The 17,193-nt window shown below is 31.4% G+C and carries 15 protein-coding genes and 1 tRNA gene; 10 read left to right on the top strand and 6 right to left on the bottom strand.

The genetic code is table 11. The features are described from left to right. Positions 1-349 precede the first annotated feature (349 nt). Positions 350-423 (bottom strand) — tRNA-Asn (locus GFV00_RS07895). Between the two features lie 191 nt (positions 424-614). Between GFV00_RS07895 and GFV00_RS07890 the strand changes: the two genes are divergently transcribed. The 4 genes from GFV00_RS07890 to GFV00_RS07875 are packed head-to-tail and all read left to right on the top strand — an operon-like array spanning position 615 to position 3,987. Further along, positions 615-1,124 carry a hypothetical protein gene (locus GFV00_RS07890; protein WP_160557373.1) on the top strand — a complete coding sequence of 170 codons (510 nt, stop codon included), beginning with the start codon at positions 615-617 and terminating at the stop codon, positions 1,122-1,124. Between the two features lie 12 nt (positions 1,125-1,136). Beyond that, positions 1,137-1,814, top strand: coding sequence for a DNA repair protein RadC (gene radC / locus GFV00_RS07885; protein WP_160557374.1), 678 nt, complete (start codon positions 1,137-1,139; stop codon positions 1,812-1,814). Positions 1,815-1,829: 15 nt separating this feature from the next. Further along, a complete protein-coding gene (locus GFV00_RS07880; protein ID WP_160557375.1) occupies positions 1,830-3,092 on the top strand; it encodes a polysaccharide deacetylase family protein in 1,263 nt (420 codons plus the stop codon). Next, on the top strand, positions 3,070-3,987 hold the full coding sequence (locus GFV00_RS07875; protein WP_160557376.1) for a hypothetical protein: 918 nt from the start codon (positions 3,070-3,072) through the stop codon (positions 3,985-3,987). Before GFV00_RS07880 ends, GFV00_RS07875 begins: the two co-directional genes overlap by 23 nt. A 134-nt stretch (positions 3,988-4,121) precedes the next feature. Here the strand turns inward: GFV00_RS07875 and GFV00_RS07870 are convergent, their stop codons facing one another. Then, positions 4,122-6,158: a M3 family metallopeptidase gene (locus GFV00_RS07870; RefSeq protein ID WP_160557377.1), complete on the bottom strand. Its 2,037-nt coding sequence runs from the start codon at positions 6,156-6,158 to the stop codon at positions 4,122-4,124. An 80-nt stretch (positions 6,159-6,238) separates the two neighbouring features. After that, positions 6,239-6,931 carry a metal-dependent hydrolase gene (locus tag GFV00_RS07865; RefSeq protein WP_160542652.1) on the bottom strand — a complete coding sequence of 231 codons (693 nt, stop codon included), beginning with the start codon at positions 6,929-6,931 and terminating at the stop codon, positions 6,239-6,241. A gap of 84 nt (positions 6,932-7,015) precedes the next feature. On the opposite strand from GFV00_RS07865, the gene GFV00_RS07860 reads away from it, so the two are divergent. Continuing rightward, positions 7,016-7,618 carry an outer membrane beta-barrel protein gene (locus GFV00_RS07860; protein WP_160557378.1) on the top strand — a complete coding sequence of 201 codons (603 nt, stop codon included), beginning with the start codon at positions 7,016-7,018 and terminating at the stop codon, positions 7,616-7,618. Positions 7,619-7,670: 52 nt separating this feature from the next. Beyond that, the gene (locus GFV00_RS07855; protein WP_160557379.1) at positions 7,671-9,077 is read left to right on the top strand and encodes a hypothetical protein; all 1,407 of its coding nucleotides are present in this window, start codon (positions 7,671-7,673) and stop codon (positions 9,075-9,077) included. Positions 9,078-9,201: 124 nt separating this feature from the next. Here GFV00_RS07855 and GFV00_RS07850 read toward each other — a convergent pair whose 3' ends face one another. Beyond that, a complete protein-coding gene (locus GFV00_RS07850) occupies positions 9,202-10,518 on the bottom strand; it encodes a YihY/virulence factor BrkB family protein (RefSeq protein ID WP_160557380.1) in 1,317 nt (438 codons plus the stop codon). 99 nt (positions 10,519-10,617) lie between these two features. After that, positions 10,618-11,907, bottom strand: a complete 1,290-nt coding sequence (tilS, locus tag GFV00_RS07845) for a tRNA lysidine(34) synthetase TilS (RefSeq protein ID WP_160557381.1) — start codon at positions 11,905-11,907, stop codon at positions 10,618-10,620. A 215-nt stretch (positions 11,908-12,122) separates the two neighbouring features. Here tilS and GFV00_RS07840 point away from each other — a divergent pair, with 215 nt between their 5' ends. Genes GFV00_RS07840 through GFV00_RS07830 form a run of 3 tightly spaced genes read left to right on the top strand, consistent with a single transcriptional unit; the run spans position 12,123 to position 14,850 of the window. After that, a complete protein-coding gene (locus GFV00_RS07840; RefSeq protein ID WP_160557382.1) occupies positions 12,123-12,869 on the top strand; it encodes a (Fe-S)-binding protein in 747 nt (248 codons plus the stop codon). Between the two features lie 9 nt (positions 12,870-12,878). Beyond that, the gene (locus GFV00_RS07835) at positions 12,879-14,276 is read left to right on the top strand and encodes a lactate utilization protein B (RefSeq protein WP_160557383.1); all 1,398 of its coding nucleotides are present in this window, start codon (positions 12,879-12,881) and stop codon (positions 14,274-14,276) included. Beyond that, positions 14,263-14,850 carry an LUD domain-containing protein gene (locus GFV00_RS07830; RefSeq protein WP_185150005.1) on the top strand — a complete coding sequence of 196 codons (588 nt, stop codon included), beginning with the start codon at positions 14,263-14,265 and terminating at the stop codon, positions 14,848-14,850. Before GFV00_RS07835 ends, GFV00_RS07830 begins: the two co-directional genes overlap by 14 nt. Positions 14,851-14,935: 85 nt before the next feature. Here the strand turns inward: GFV00_RS07830 and GFV00_RS07825 are convergent, their stop codons facing one another. Further along, entirely contained in the window at positions 14,936-16,063 is a 1,128-nt protein-coding gene (locus tag GFV00_RS07825; RefSeq protein ID WP_160557384.1) for an endonuclease, read from the bottom strand. 101 nt (positions 16,064-16,164) lie between these two features. Here GFV00_RS07825 and GFV00_RS07820 point away from each other — a divergent pair, with 101 nt between their 5' ends. Beyond that, positions 16,165-17,172 (top strand): o-succinylbenzoate synthase, encoded by a 1,008-nt coding sequence (locus tag GFV00_RS07820; protein WP_160557662.1) that lies wholly within the window; start codon positions 16,165-16,167, stop codon positions 17,170-17,172. The last annotated feature ends 21 nt before the right edge of the window (positions 17,173-17,193 follow it).

The following is a 17,193-nucleotide window of genomic DNA, read 5'->3' as shown; positions in this document are numbered from 1 at the left end:
GATTATTTAAGTTGTTTTCCTCTTTTTCCCTTTTTTTACACAAAACTAATATGTCTTTTCACAAGTTCTTCAATACAGCAGGGTATGGTTTGTATGACTGCCTGAAGTCAGAATCAGATAACCACTAAGAATCCTTTATTAACATGTTACCCCCTGTTCAGGGTTACATTTCGCGCGCCCTAGCTGAACAAAAAGAGTAAATAAAATGTAAAGTAATGAGGCGAAATATTAAAACAATAAAGATAATGACATTACAAAACAAAGAGATATATAAACAAAAATACCTTATGAGCAAATTGTGTGTACAGGGAATAAAAAAAGAGTTACAAATTATGTAACTCTTTTTTAGCTCCTCCTGCTGGGCTCGAACCAGCGACCCTCTGATTAACAGTCAGATGCTCTAACCGACTGAGCTAAGGAGGAATTTTGTGAGTGCAAATGTAGAAGAATTTTATATATGCTCCAAATATTTTTTAATCTTTTTTTCTTCTTAAAATCTAAGTACATAAGTATCAATGAAAAAAAATTTTAATTTTTTAATATATAGCTCATATAAGATACTTTTTCTAATATAAAATAGTATTTTTGTCTCTGTCTAACTTATATAATTTATTATGGACATATCTATATTGCTTGTATTCTTATTGATTTTAGTGCTCTTTATGGGAGGTTTTCTGTTTATGTTAACCCGTTTTTTTCAATCAGAAAGAGAAAGAAGAAGTTTTGAGTTGCGTTTAAAATATTCTGAGAATATTTTACCGAACAAATTACAAGCCTATGAACGTATGACTCTTTTTTTAGAAAGAATACGCCCTTCTTCTTTAATACGACGAGTAACTCCTACGGATGATAGTAAATCTTATGAATTCACTTTAATAGAAACTATTCAAACAGAATTCGAACACAATTTAGCACAACAACTCTATATAAATCCGAATTCGTGGAAGATTATTTTATCGGCAAAGAATGCGACCCAATTGCTTATAAAAAATACCATTGAAGCTATGAAAGAATCTTCAATACAAGAAATTCAAGAGGAAATCATTAAACAATCGATGGAAGACGCTTCTCCTTTGTCTGCGGCAATATTGTATTTACAAAAAGATATTCAAGACGGAATCTAAAAAATTTTCACTATGAACATCAAATCATTGGCTGAAGAAGAAAGACCCAGAGAAAAATTATTACTGAGAGGGAAACAATCCTTATCAGATGCCGAACTTCTTGCAATAATTTTAGGTAGTGGTTCGAAATCTGAAAGCAGCATTGCTCTTGCTCAACGAATTTTATCATCCGTGAATCATAATTGGAATGAATTGGCAAAGCTAACCATACGAGATTTATGCAAATTTAACGGAGTAGGTAAAGTTAAAGCAATTGAAATTATCACTTCTCTTGAAATTGGAAGACGAAAATCCTTACAGCAAGCTTTAAAAAAAGAAAAAGTTTCTTCTTCGAAAGATGCCTATAATATTCTTCAACCTATTATTGGTGATTTGATGATAGAGGAATTTTGGGTAATTTATTTAAGCAGATCCAATAAAATATTAAGTAAAGAAAAAATTTCCCAAGGAGGAATAACCGGTACAATGGTAGATAATAGACTCATATTTAAACATGCTATAGAACTTAATGCAGTTTCATTAATCATATCCCATAATCATCCTTCAGGAAATATTCAGCCCAGCAATTCTGATATACAAATTACCCATGAAATAAAAAAAGCAGGGAACTTATTAAATATAACTTTGATGGATCATTTAATTGTTACGCAAACCTCTTTTTTCAGTTTTGCCGATGAAAATTTACTGTGAAAGACCACTTTACCTATGATTCTTATATATGTTCCTGAAATCAATGAAAGAATTAAGTATATTTTTACTTTTATTTTCGAACAAATTTTGGGAATTTCTTTCCGACTCACAGATTGCGCTATTCTCTTCGATAAAGAAACATCGCCTAAATTTTCTTACTCATTTTCAATAGTAAAAAACGAAATTCATTTTTCAGCTTGTAATTTATTATTCGAAACGGATATTAAAACACAAAACCTAAGAGAAGTTTTAAAAGACCCTTTTGCAACTGCTTTTTTTTTACTTTCAAGATATGAAGAATATTTACCATATAAAAAAGATGTTCATCATAGATTTTCATACAAAGCATCATCAGTTAAAGATAAGATTGATCCGTTAGTTCCATGGATAGATATCTTTGCTTATAAACTATTTAATACTTTAAAAAAAAACTTTCCTTCACTCAATTATAAAGCTCGGAAGTTTACCTATGTAAATACCATAGATATAGATCATGCTTGGTTATATAAAAATAAATTTTGGTTAAAAAAATGTAAAGCATTAGGAAAAAATATTTTAACTTTTCGATGGAAAGATTTTCACCAACAAATTTTAGTTTTATCAGGATTAAAATCGGACCCTTATTACATTTATCCTTATATACAAAAATTAAAAATACCTACCATTTATTTTATTTCTTTTGGATTAGGAAGTCAATGGGATACTAATCATGACCCTAAAAATTCAGCTTACCAAGAATTGATACTACAATTATATAATCAAGATTATACTACTATAGGTCTTCATCCCAGCTATTTTTCCAATAAGGATTTCACAATCTTGAAAAAGGAAAAATTAGCATTGGAAAAACTTGTAAAACAAAAAATTACCATTTCCAGACAACATTTTATAAAACTTCATTTACCCGAAACTTATGTCAACCTGATCCGATTAAATATTATAGCAGATTTTTCCATGGGTTTTCAAGATCATATCGGTTTCAGAGCAGGGACTTGTACCCCTTTTTATTGGTTTGATTTGAAAAATAATCAAGTTACCCAATTAAAAGTTTATCCATTCTGCGTGATGGATGTTACGCTTAAAAATTACATGCAACTATCTATTGAAGAAGCTGAAAATAAGCTACTAAATTTATTGCATGCCGTAAAAAAAGTAAACGGAACTTTTATATCTATTTTCCATAATGACAGCTTATCTAATCATGGAGAATGGAAGCTGTGGAAAAACGTATATGAAAAATTGATTAGTAAAGCCAATGATCTTCAAGTACAATCATAAAACCATTGATAAAACAAAATATTCCGCATGTTTGGATCAATGCCTCAATTACAGAATTTATGCAGAACTATGGTATTTAAACGTTGTTTCTCCCGATGGCTATGATATTTTGGTATTAAACGATTATGAAGCTGTAATGCCTATCCCCTACCAAAAAAAATGGGGATTTAAATTAGTTATTCAACCTATTTTTTGTCAACAATTAGGCATATTTTATAAAGAAATCATATCCGCTGAAATCTTCCATCTTTTTATATCTTTCTTAAAAAAATATAAAGTCAGAAGCTATTGCTTTAACGAAGAAAACACCCCATATTTACCTTCGCACTATATAAAGAGAGATAATCAAGTATTGAATTTAGATCGTGAATATTCAACTCTTGTAACTAATTATAATGCAAACAAAAAAAGGGTCCTTAAAAATTATTTATTATCCAATAGCAAAATTGAAGAAAAATATACGGGATCAATTGTATCAGAAAAACCAAGTAATCTGCTCAATAGAATTCTATCAGCCTCACAGCTCCATATCTTAAACACTCTTTTAGAAGAATTAAATCGACAAAAAGCGTTAAAACAATATACCCTTTATAATATAGATAATATTCCTACAGTTTATGTATGGCTCATTTTTTCCAAAGGAAGGATTATAAATTTACTGTCAGTAAGAGACAAAGAGTTAGAAATTAAAAATTCGTATGCTTATCTGATAGACGTATTGATTAAAAATTATTCCGATCAAAAATTAATTTTAGATTTTGAAGGTTCTATGATACCGGGAATAGCTCATTTCAATAAAAGTTTCGGAGCAGCGACTAATCATTATGTGTTATACAAAAATTTAAAATGGATGGATAATTTAAGCAGCTTAACTATTTTTAAAACTTCTCGTTAACTTTCCTTTTATTAGTGTATTCATTAACCTATTTTTGATAGAGTTGATTTCTCTGAACTTAAAAATAACACTATAAAAAAATGGTTTGAAATATCAAACCATTCATTGTATTATACTATCTAAAAACTCTTTTTTTAATTAGTGTTGGCTAGTAAACCGGCACGTTTAAGTAAGGACTCCGATTGAGGTCTTCTACCTCGAAAACTTATATATAATTCCATAGGGTCTTCAGTCCCGCCTTTACTTAATAAACTTTCAAATTTAGAAGCTGTTTCTTTATCAAAAATTCCTCTTTCTTTAAAGTAATCAAAAGCATCAGCGTCTAAAACTTCAGCCCATTTATAGGAATAATAACCTGCAGCATATCCCCCTTGAAATATATGTGAAAAAGATGTACTTATACATGTATTTTTGATATGAGGATACAATTGGGTTTCTTTAATCTTTTCTACTTCAAAATCTTCAATCCCTTGATCTGATGTCAACTCATCGGTATGATAGGCCATATCCAAAAGACCTAAGCCAATTTGTCGAAGAGTTTGATATCCTTGCATAAAGTTAGCAGATGCAACTATTTTATCAATTTTCTCCTCATCCAGCATATCCCCTTTTTGGTAATGAAGGGCAAAAGTTTTTAAAAATTCCTTTTCAAAAACATAGTTTTCCATAAATTGAGACGGTAGTTCAACAAAGTCCCAATAAACATTCGTGCCTGATAATGATTCAAAGGTTGTATTAGCTAAAATACCGTGTAATGCATGGCCAAATTCATGAAATAACGTGGTAACTTCACTAAATGTCAATAAAGAAGGTATTTCTCCGTTAGGACGTGAAAAATTACAAACTATCGAAATATGCGGTCTGATATTATCACTTAAAGTTTTAAATTGCCCCTTATAAGAAGTCATCCAAGCTCCTGCCCTTTTCCCTTCTCTGGGAAAAAAGTCGGTATATAACAAAGCCTGATGTTTTCCCTTATCATTGATGACTTCATACACTTTAACTTCCGAATGATATTTTTGTATATCTTCTCTTTCGATAAAAGTCAACCCATATAATTTTTTAGCTACATCAAAAGCAGCATTTAAAACCTGATGCAACGGAAAATAAGGTTTTAATTCTTCTTCAGAAAACGAAAATTTTTCTTGTCTTAATTTTTCAGCATAATAGGCATGATCATAAGGCATCATTTCAGTTATTCCGTCTCGTGAAGCTATATTTTTTAAGTCTTGAATTTCTTTTTGAGCAAATGGCTTAGCTTTATGCAACAAATCATATAAAAAATCATATACAAGTTTAGGTGCAGAAGCCATTCTCTCTTGCAAAATCAAATCGGCATAAGTTTTAAAACCTAATAATTTAGCTTTCTTGCTACGTAATTCAACAATTTTATGAATAATATCTTCATTATTATACTCATTATCTTTAAATGCTCGTTGCATATAAGCAGTATAAATTTCCTTGCGTAACTCTCGATTTGCCGAATACGTTATAAAAGGCACATAGCTGGGATAATGTAACGTAAAAACCCAACCTTTCAAATTTCTATTTTCCGCCTCTTGTTTTGCCATTTCTTTAATGGATTCCGGAATTCCTTCCATATCCTTATTTTCAGATATATGAAGAAAATAATCATTGGTTTCCTTTAAAACGTTCTGACCAAACTTAACGGATAAAATTGCTAATTCATTAGATATTTGTCGGAGATTATTTTTATCCTCCGAGGATAACAAGGCTCCATTTTTTGAAAAATCCTTATACGTTTTATCTAAAAGTCGTACTTCTTCTTGGCTTAACTTTGATTTTAAAGTTGTATCGTAAACGATTTTTATTTTTTCAAATAATTGTTCATTCAGTATGATATCATTTGCATATTCAGTTAGCATAGGAGATATTTCCTCCGCTAAACTTTGCAAATAATCATTAGTTTCCGCTGAATTTAAATTAAAAAAAGTAGAGGAAATTATGGTAAGTTTTTTTCCGACATTTTCTAAAGCTACTATGGTATTTACAAAATTCGGTGGATCAGTATTTTGAACTATTTCGTTAATTTCGTTCTTAGCATCTTCAATTGCCTGTTCAATCGCTGGTTTAAAATCTTCTTGTTTAATGTTTTCGAAAGGGATGCTTTCGTAAGGCGTATTAAATTTTTCCACTAAATTATTACTCATAATTTTTTTGTAAGTATATACTATCGAATAAAGTTTCCCCTATATACAGTTCTATATAATTAATTTATATTTGATTAAAATTATTCAAATTTACAAATATCCACTGATTCTCCAATGGATAAAAAAGTTAACCGTTTTTCTTCGGCTAAGAATAAATGTTTAATCTTATCCTTATTAACTTTTATGGCAGGAAAAGTATCATAATGAGACGCTATAGCATTTTTTGTTTTAACAAATTTTGCTGCAATAACAGCATCATATCCACCCATCGTATAGGTATTACCAATAGGTAATATTGCCACGTTAATATATCCATAGATAAATGGTAGCAATTTCATGTCTGTAGTAAGGGCAGTATCACCGGCTACATAAATTACTTTTCCATCCATTTTCATCAGGAAACCACAAGCTAATCCGCCATAGGAACCATCGGGAAAAGAAGAACTGTGGGACGCCGATACCATTTTAATTTTACCAAAATCAAATTTCTTAACTCCTCCTATATTCATGGGTATAACATTTAAACCCAATTTTTCATAGTGAGCAGTAATTTCCGGATTAGCCAATATTTGGGAATTATTGTTTTTAGCAATAGTTTCAACATCCAAAATATGATCATAATGGGCGTGAGTCAAAAAAATATAATCTGCTTTAATTCCATTTATATCAATATCTTTTGCTAGTTCATTCCCTGAAATAAATGGATCAATTAAGACCGTTGATGATGAGGTTTTAAAACCAAAACATGCATGTCCGTAATATATAATTTCCATGACTTTATCCTTTAATATTTAATGTTCTTCAAATGTAATAAATAATAATTATCTTTGAAAAAAATTAAGCAAAAATCATTATATATGAAAAGACTCTTTCCGATATTATTTTTACTTTTTATTTCAATCGTTACTTATGCACAACAAGTTGAATTTGGAGCCAAAGCCGGAATGGCTTTCGGTTATAAAGGAACCTTAAAGCAAACCGTAACCAATATTAAAGAAAGTAAAGCCACAGATAATATCGGATGGCATGCGGGTTTTTTTAGTCGAATAAAATTTTTGGAATGGTTTATCCAACCCGAGATTTATTTTTCTTCCATGAAAACTAATTTCGATTATAGGAACGATGGTGAATTTACAGCACATTCCAACCGATTGGATATCCCTATTTTGTTTGGATCTAAATTTTTAGAAGTTACCCGATTGTATGCCGGCCCTGTTTTTTCCACTTCTTTAAATGAAGATATTTCTTTAAAAGGAATAAGAAAAACAAAAACAGATGATTTTTCACTTGCCGGTCAAGTAGGAGGAGGTTTTGACTTAGCTAAGCTCACTTTTGATGTGCGATATGAATTCGGATTTAATAAAAATCAAACAAATTTTATAAAGAAGCGTACCGGTGAAGCATTTAAATTAGAGAAAAGACAAAATTCTCTGGTATTAAGTGTCGGATATAAATTTTAAGGCAAAACGTATTTCTTATTTTAGTGCCCATTCTTATTATGATTAAACTGATATGAAAAAATTATCACTTTTATTATTTTTATCTTTTTTAGCTCTTTCAATTTTTTCATGCAGAGATGATTATAATTATGATTCTGCTTCTAAACCTCTTCGTTTTTCTAAAGATACAGTTATGCTGGATACTGTATTTTCAACGGTTCGATCAGAAACCTATGTACTTAAAGTTTATAACCAACAAAACGATGATGTTGTAATTCCGAGGATTTATCTTGAAAAAGGCTCGTCCTCTCAATTTAAAATTAATGTAGACGGAACTCCCGGCAATGCAACCAATCAAAATAGTTTTCAAAACATACCTATACGGTCTAAAGATAGTTTATTCATTTTTATTGAAGTTGCTCCTCAAGCCATTAATGCATCCAATGCGTTAGCAGATGAGGACTTATTGTTTACCACCGTCGGATCTACACAAAAAGTTAAGTTACTTTCTTTAATTGAAGATGCAGAATTTTACTATTCTAAATCAGGGACTAAAGAAATAGCAAAAGATCTGGCTTGGAACAATACTAAATCCAAAGTTATTTATGGAAATTTAAAAATTACAAATGGTGCCAAGTTATTCGTGTCGGAAGGTACCAAAATATACCTTCATAAGAATGCAAATATAATTATTGATTCGGGCAGCCAACTTACAATAGACGGTTCTTTGGAACATGAAGTATTAATTCGAGGAGATCGACACGAAACCAAATACGATTCACTTCCGGGTAATTGGAATCAAATTCATCTCGCTACCAATGCCTCCGCAAAAATTAACCACTTAGTTATAAAAGGAGGTAATAATGCATTTTATTTAGAGGAAAATGCTCATTTGAACATCTTCAACTCCAAAATTTATAATTTTTTATATGGAGGAATCTACTCTGTAGGAGGCAATGTGGAAGGTAAGAATCTTGCCATAAATAATTGTGGCACTTCAGATCTTTTAGCAGAATATGGTGGAAACTATGATTTCACACATTGTACTTTTGCCAATTATTGGAATTTAAACGCAGGTGCGGGATACTCTGCCTATTTATCTAATGCTTATCAGAAATCAGGACAAACAAAATACAATTCGCTTACGGCCTCCTTTAAAAATTGTATTTTCTGGGTTAAAAATTATAACAGCTTATATTTAGATAAAAATGAGCATGCCCCTTTTAATTATATTTTTGATACTAACCTGATTAAAAATACTTCCAAAAATTTATCTATCGAAACGGACGAACATTTTGTAAATACTATTCTTAATAAAGATCCTCAATTTTATAAAACAGGATATTCGGATTGTTTACTTCTCCTTAATATAGGCTCTCCAGCTTTAGGTAAAGGCAAGTTAAGTTATGCAAAAGAAGTTCCTGAAGACATGAACGGTATATCGAGAATTAACGATCCTTCTTTAGGAGCATATCAATGATTATAAATTATATTTAAATTAGAAATTATGATTTAATGGATTGTTGATTTTCTATTAAAATACTTTTATTTGGTAAACTCTGTCGATAATTTAAAAAAAGTTTAGTAAAATCATCCTTTAATTTTTAAATATCTTTAAGTAAAACTCCGCTTTCATGCTCATAAATCATATTTCGTATTTCTAAAGTTTTATCCCAAATATTTTTAATATCTCCTTCCATATCGATCTTAAAGTTTTCAGATCCATATTGATCCAATTTATTGAAAAAATAATTTATCGTAATGTGATTGATATCGATTCCGGGAATATATGCAACCACCATGTCATTTTCTGTTAGTGTTTCTACAATAAGTCCTACTTGTAATAAATAGTATAAAGAATCACTAGTTAATCGGGTGGGTATTTTATACGTTTCAGACAATTCATCTGCCGTATAAGGTTTTTCGCCTGTTTCAAATCGTTTTATAATGAGTGTAGTAATCATTAAAAGTATAAAATCCTTATATCTTCTGCTTATGTTGCTAATATCTTTTTCAAAACTAAACTTATTTACATTTTGATAGTAAAAAGATAATTGAACCCCGAACAAGCAAATAAACCAGCTCAATTGCAGCCACAGCATTAACAAAGGTAATGCGGCAAAACTCCCATAAATAGCATTATATTTTGCTATCCAAAATTGTCCGGATATATAAAGCATTTGAAAAATTTGGAAACAACTCCCGCTCACTATACCTGCTAAAAAGGCAGCACTAAATTTGACTTTTGTATTAGGAATGTAAATATATATAAATGTAAAAAGTAAGATGATTATAACGTAGGGAATAAACTTTATGATCGGACTAATGACCATACCGATTATATTGATATTGGTAGTTGAATTCAAAAAAATTGACAATCCAGCATTGCAAATTAAAAACAAGGGAGCTATAAGAATTAAGGCTAAATAATCCGTAAATTGTCGAGAAAATTTCCTTCCTTTTTTAATTCTCCAAATAGTATTAAAATTATCTTCAATACTTACTAATAAAGTTATAACCGTGTAAAAGAGAATGATTATTCCTAAACCTAAAAATACGCCACCTTGAGCATAATCAATCGAACCGTCTATAAATTGCATAGCCTTGGAAAGAGCAACTTTCTGTCCCGTAAAATATTGAAACAGTTGTGTTTCCACTAAATTTTGAAAACCAAATCCACGGGCTATAGCAAATAATACTGCCAATAAAGGTACTATAGACAAAAGAGAATTATATGTTAAGGCGGCTGCACGAGTATTGATCTGTGAGCCGTTACTATTTCTAAAAGTTAATAAAATAGCTTTGGTAATATTGATGAAAAAAGTTTTTATATGAGGACCATCGCTTCCGTTTACCCGCCATATGTCATAGGTTAAAAAATGTAAAATATTTTTGATTTTTTCCTTTATCTTAGAATACATAAGATATTTTTCAAATTATTATTAAAAGATACAAACATGATACCTACTAGCTTCAAATAAGAAAAAATTTAATTTATAAAAGTTTATTATCCTTAACTCTTATGCTTTATAATTTAAATGAAGAAATTTTTGAGTGGAAGGTGATATTTTGAAACGATCATCTAAACGAAACCCTACCAACCAAATAATTTCTCCTGAATTATTACATAAAACCAATACTTTCTCTTTTTGAAAATTAGATACTTTATGATCCTTTAAAAATTTACTTACCTTCTTTTTACCTAATCCATTAATAGGGTAAAAATAATCCCCTTCCTTCCAATTTCTTAAAACTAAAGGAAATTCAACTTTTTGAAAATCAATACTTTCTCCTTCCTCAAATATAGCTTTATCAACTACACAACAAGTAAATTTAAACGGTTGCTTACATATCCAAGGAACCGATGGAATTAAAAAATTAACAATTGAAAATTCCGTTTTACTTCTATTAGCTAACAACAATGTTCCCCTATCCACCCAAGCTTTATACTCTTGTGATTCAAATAAACTTCCTGTATGAGCATTTAGAATATTTTCACAATCTTTTTTATTAGTAAATCCATATTTGGAAAGTAAATGGTAAGACAATAGAAAATCAGCTTGTAAGAGTTTCTCTAATGAATAAGCCTTCACCCCTGTCTCAGCAAAAACTTCTGCTTTTTTTTGTAATTCTTGCACCTGTGATTCTAAAAAAGATTGAGTTTCATGTAAAATACTCATACTTTTTTCTACTTGATGTAAAAAACCGGGTGATATATCTTGAAATTCAGGAATAATCTGATGACGAATTTTATTTCTTAAATAATCCAACGTTTGATTCGAAGCATCTTCTCTCCAAGTGATTGAATGATTCCGAGCAAAATTAACGATTTCATTTCGGGTAAAAGGCAATAAAGGTCTTACAATATAATTTGCAATCATTTGCATTCCCGATAATCCCTTAATGCCTGAACCTCTCAATAGATTTATAAAAAAAGTTTCTACATTATCATTAAGATGGTGTGCGGTAACAAGATAATCAAAAGAGTGCTTTTTTATTAATTCTTGAAAATAATCATACCTTAAGTTCCTGGCAACCATTTCAATAGATTCTCTATTTTTCTTAATTTTTAAGGTATCAAAGCTTTTAATGAAAAGCTCAATATCATGATCATCACAAAAGTCCTTTACTAATTTTTCGTCTAAATCTGAATTCTCCCCTCTTAGCCGAAAATTACAATGAACTACACTAAAACGGTAAGGAGAATTATAAAATAAATGCAACAATACCATACTATCAACTCCTCCACTAACTGCTAATAAATATTTTTTTTCAACAGGTAAGTTATTCAATGAATCCGTTAACCTCATACGTTTTATTTATCCGAAAAAACTGGTAAATATCAGAATTTTAATTTTTAACAAAGATAACTGAAAAAATTTTTGAGTAAAACCTTTCATTAAGCACAATCTTTGCTATCACTATAAATTGTACAATAAAATGCTAAAATAATATAAATACCTAGATTTATTTACTTTAGAATGATTATAAATAACAAAATTATCTATAAAATTAAAAATCTATTATGAAAATTGGTTTATTTATTCCATGTTATATTGATGCTATTTACCCGGAAGTAGGAATAGCAACTTTGGAATTATTAGAAAAATTGGGTTTGGATGTAGAATATCCAATGGAGCAAACTTGTTGCGGGCAACCCATGTCCAATGAGGGCGATTACAAAAGTGCAGAAACTGCACAAAAACTATTTATTCAAAATTTTAAGGATTATGAGTACATCGTTGGACCTGCCGGAAGTTGTGTAAAGCAAGTCCGTTTACATTTTGATAATTTAGAGCAAACCGATGAGGTAAAGCAAGTGAGAAAAAATACCTATGAATTGGTTGAGTTTTTACACGATATCCTACAAGTAAAAAGTTTTCCGGGTGTTGAATTCAAACATAAAGTTGCTCTACACAATAGTTGCAGCTCTATCCGAGGATTGGGTATTGCCAAACCTTCGGAAATCATAGGAACTCCCTATAATAAATCTGCCGATTTATTAAAAATGATTGGGGGACTGGAAATAGCAGAGATGAGCAGACCGGACGAATGTTGCGGTTTTGGAGGCACTTTTTGTGTAACTGATGAAGTAGTGAGCGGAAAAATGGGTAAAGACAAAATTTCAGATTACGTAACCAGTGGAGCAGAATATGTAGTTTCTCCCGATATGTCTTGCTTAATGCACCAAAAGGGAGTTGCTTTAAAAAATGGAATCACCCATTTACCTTTTCTTCATATTGCCCAAGTTCTTAACGGAGGTCCATTTTAAACTTTGAAAATGAAAAAGAAGATTGTCAACATTGAAAAAAATTCTGCTGATTTTATAAATCAAGATAACATACACGAAAAGGAACACGATAAAAACCTTTGGAATGCCCGAGTAAAAAGAGATCGAATTGCCCAATCCATACCGGAATGGGAAGAACTTAAAGAATTAGCATCTAAAATAAAGGAACACACTTTGTCACACTTGGACGAATATGTATCCACTTTTGCAGAAAATGCCTCCAAAAGAGGTGCAGTGGTTCACTGGGCTAGAGATGCACAGGAACATAACGAAATCGTTTATAATATCTTACAAGAAAGAAAAGTAACTGAAATTATAAAAAGCAAATCCATGCTTCAAGAAGAGTGTGAAATGACAAGCTTTTTAGAATCCAAGGGAATTGAGGTTACCGAATCTGATTTGGGCGAAAGAATACAGCAGCTTTCTCATCAACCACCGGCTCATATTGTTATGCCCGCCATTGAAAAAACCACGGAAGATATCGCCCAGCTCTTTGCGAAAACCATAGGCACTGATCCTAATGATACGGATCCACATTCTCTAAACGAAGCGATGAGGAATAATGCCAGGCCTAAATTTTTACGAGCTGGAGCAGGAATGACCGGTGCCAATTTCGCCATAGCTGAAACAGGAACCTTTGTTGTCTGCACTAATGAAGGTAATGCGGATATTGGAGCAGCCGTACCTCCACTTCATATTGCTAGTATAGGTATTGAAAAAATAATTCCAAAGGTGGAAGATTTAGGAATTTTTATACGTCTCTTATCCAGAAGTGCACTAGGAACTCCGGCAACCCAATATACTTCGCATTTCACCGGACCTCGAAAAAATGGAGAACTTCATATTATTATAACTGATAATGGAAGATCTACCCGTTTAGGCATGGAAGATTTTTGGACTTCTCTTAAATGTATCCGTTGCGGCGCATGTATGAATACTTGTCCGGTTTACAGAAGAAGTGGTGGTTTATCTTATGAATCAACCTATTCCGGTCCGATAGGAATTATATTAAGCCCGACTTTCGATCTAGAAAAATATAAAGAGCTTCCGTATCATTCCACTTTATGCGGCTCATGTTCAGATGTTTGTCCCGTAAAAATTGACATATCCGATCAAATCTACAAATGGAGGAAATTGGTTGTCGACAAAGGATACATGCCTTCAAATCGAAAATATGCGCTGAAAGCAGCCGGTGCTGTTTTAGGTCATCCGCATCTATTTAGAACAACGGAAGCTTTTGCAGAAAAAGCACTGCCCATAGTGCCCGATTTTCTTATATACAGCAGTTTAAATCCATGGACTCAAGAACGTAAAATGTTTTCCATGGCAAAAAATACATTTAGAGATTGGTATATTAAAAACAGAAAAGAAAAAAATGATAAGTACTAAAGAACATATATTAGAAGCTATTCGTAAAAATAAGCCTCAAGGAACACAATATCCCTATCCTGTCATTCCTTCATTTCCCAAAAGCACAAAAGATATTAAGGAAGAATTTAAGGAAAATTTAATCTTAAATGCCGGTACTTGCTTCACCATAAATTCCATTGAGGAGGGCGAAAACAAAATTAAAGAATTACATCCGCAAGCTAAAGTAATTTGTTCTTCTGCCATCGAATTTCCTGGAAATAAAGATTTATCCAAAGTAACTGATCCTCATCAATTGGATGATGTGGATGTTGGAATTATTCGTGCGGAATTTGGTGTTTCAGAAAACGGTATGGTCTGGTTGACGGAAAAAGGTATGATGGTTACTTCTTTAGGTTTTCTTTCTCAACATTTAATTATTTTGTTAAAGCCGCAAGATATAGTCAGAGACATGTATGAAGCGTATGCAAGAATAAATCTTCGTGATAATAATTATGGTTGTTTTATGTTAGGTCCTTCTGCTACGGCTGATATAGGAGCTGTTATGGTTAGAGGAGCACAAGGAGCCAGAAGCTTATCGGTATTTTTTATGTAGTTTTATACGTTACCGAAATATAAACAAATGAAAAGTAAAAAAGAGGAGAAAATTAATTTCTCCTCTTTTAAATTCTATCCTATTTTTATTGGATTATAACTTTTCTGTTTACTTCAAAATCATTTCCCATTACTTTTATTATGTAACTACCTGATTTTTGAATAGTAATCGTCAATAAATCGCTGTTATAGGAATTGACAATGGTTTGTAATAAAATTCCGTTTAAAGAAAAAACCATCACTTTTTTTATTGCGGATTTATAATCGTTGGATTTTATATAAACAGTTCCCGAAGAAAGAGTAGGATAAATTTCTAAAAAATCTCTGGGTTGATATTCGAAACTTTCCACTTTTAAATTATTTCCCCATACCATTTCCACCCACTCGGGATGGTCTATATAGGGATTACGATTTTTTTGTTTACTATAAATAGCTTCATTCATGGCTATTTCTCGATCGCTGACAGGATCCATCACATGCCAAGTCAGCAATATATTTCTAAAGGTATCGGTAAACACTTGATTTTTTGTTCTATTAAACATATCAAAACTCCAAGAACTGATTTCATCTTCATATCGGGTTGCAAAATAAAAGAATGCTCGAGCTATATCCCCCTTAAATTCATCAATGGGTTCAAAAACGACTCCTTTATACCCTTTTGAATACCCTGAATTAGCATTGCTACCCAATTGAGATCCGTTTTTGGATACCCATTTGCTGTTACCTACTCTACCAAACGGATAATCGCTTCTCATGGCATTCACTTTTCCGTCCGTAGGCCAAATATGAAAGGCATCAGACAGCATGGGATTTTTTTTATAAAATACAGATTGCGGTATCAGGTGCTCTCTATTATAACAATCTCCTTCTTTAGTATAATTTCCGCACTGATCTACTCCAAACCGATAATTGTAGGGATCCGCACCGTTAGGTATCTCAGAATAAATATCCAAAACAGTTCCGTCGTTTTCATACCATTGATCACCAAAAGCACTCATAGACTTATATAAATTCCACAAACCTTTATATCCAATGGGTACATGTCCCTGTTTGATAATTTCTTTCAAACTTGTTTTTAAGTCATATCCCGTACCGTATGCATCCGCATAATAGTTGAGAGGTATTGACTTACTTTCTATAAACGGTATCTCAGCTTGCTGAGAATAAAAAAAACAGGTGGATAGTACAATCCAAAATAATAAAATTTTCTTCATATTATTTGTAATTTTAGCGTTGGTAATAACTTTGATAAAGTTTTTAACTTTTGTTCAAGTTAAGATAAATATCTCACTAATTATAATTATTTTTTTATATGATACAGGCAAATTTCACCTCATACGAATTACAATTTAAGCGTCCGGCAGGAACTTCTCGTGGAACATTAAATTCTAAGCTAACTTATCTTTTAAAAGTTCAAAATTCAGATACGGAATATGTTGGCGAATGTAGTTTTTTTAGGGGTTTAAGTGCTGATTCCGAAACGGAATATGAGCCTAAACTGCAATGGGTATGTGATCATATCAATGAAGGAAAAGAATTTTTGCTAATGAATTGTCAAGAATTTCCTTCCATACAATTCGGTATTGAACAGATTTTTGCTCAAATTGAAAGCAGGAAAAAAGGAATGTTTTTTCCTTCTGAATTTACCGAAGGAAAACAAGGAATTAAAATCAACGGATTAATCTGGATGGGAAACTTGGACTTTATGCGTGAGCAAATCCAACAAAAACTCGAACAAAATTATAGTTGTATAAAACTTAAAATTGGTGTTAACTGGCAAGAAGAATATAAAATATTACAAAACTTACGGAAAGAATTTTCTGCTTCTCAATTGGAATTGAGAGTGGATGCTAATGGCGGATTTTCTTTTGAGGAAGCAAAAAAGGTATTAGAGCAACTGGCTCAACTTGAAATTCATTCCATTGAACAGCCTATTAAAGCCGGAAATGAAAATCAAATGGCTGAATTATGCAAATATACTCCCACTCCTATTGCTTTAGACGAAGAATTGATCGGTAAGTTTTATAAAGATCAAAAAGAAAAAACGTTAGAAATTATAAAACCCCAATATATAATTTTAAAACCTTCTTTAATTGGCGGATGGAAAGGATCGGAAGAATGGATTGAAATAGCCGAATCTAAAAATATAGATTGGTGGATTACTTCAGCCTTAGAATCCAATATTGGATTAAATGCTATAGCGCAATGGACTGCTTTATTTCATAAAGATATGCCGCAAGGTTTGGGTACAGGAAGTTTATATACTAATAATTTCCCTTCTAAACTTTCCGTAAGGGGTGAATATCTATTTTATAATCCATAAATTGAAAAAAGTATCCTTTAA

It is taken from the genome of Apibacter sp. B3935 (assembly GCF_009827705.1).
Lineage (GTDB): Bacteria > Bacteroidota > Bacteroidia > Flavobacteriales > Weeksellaceae > Apibacter.
This window is presented reverse-complemented; position numbering and strand designations above follow the sequence as displayed.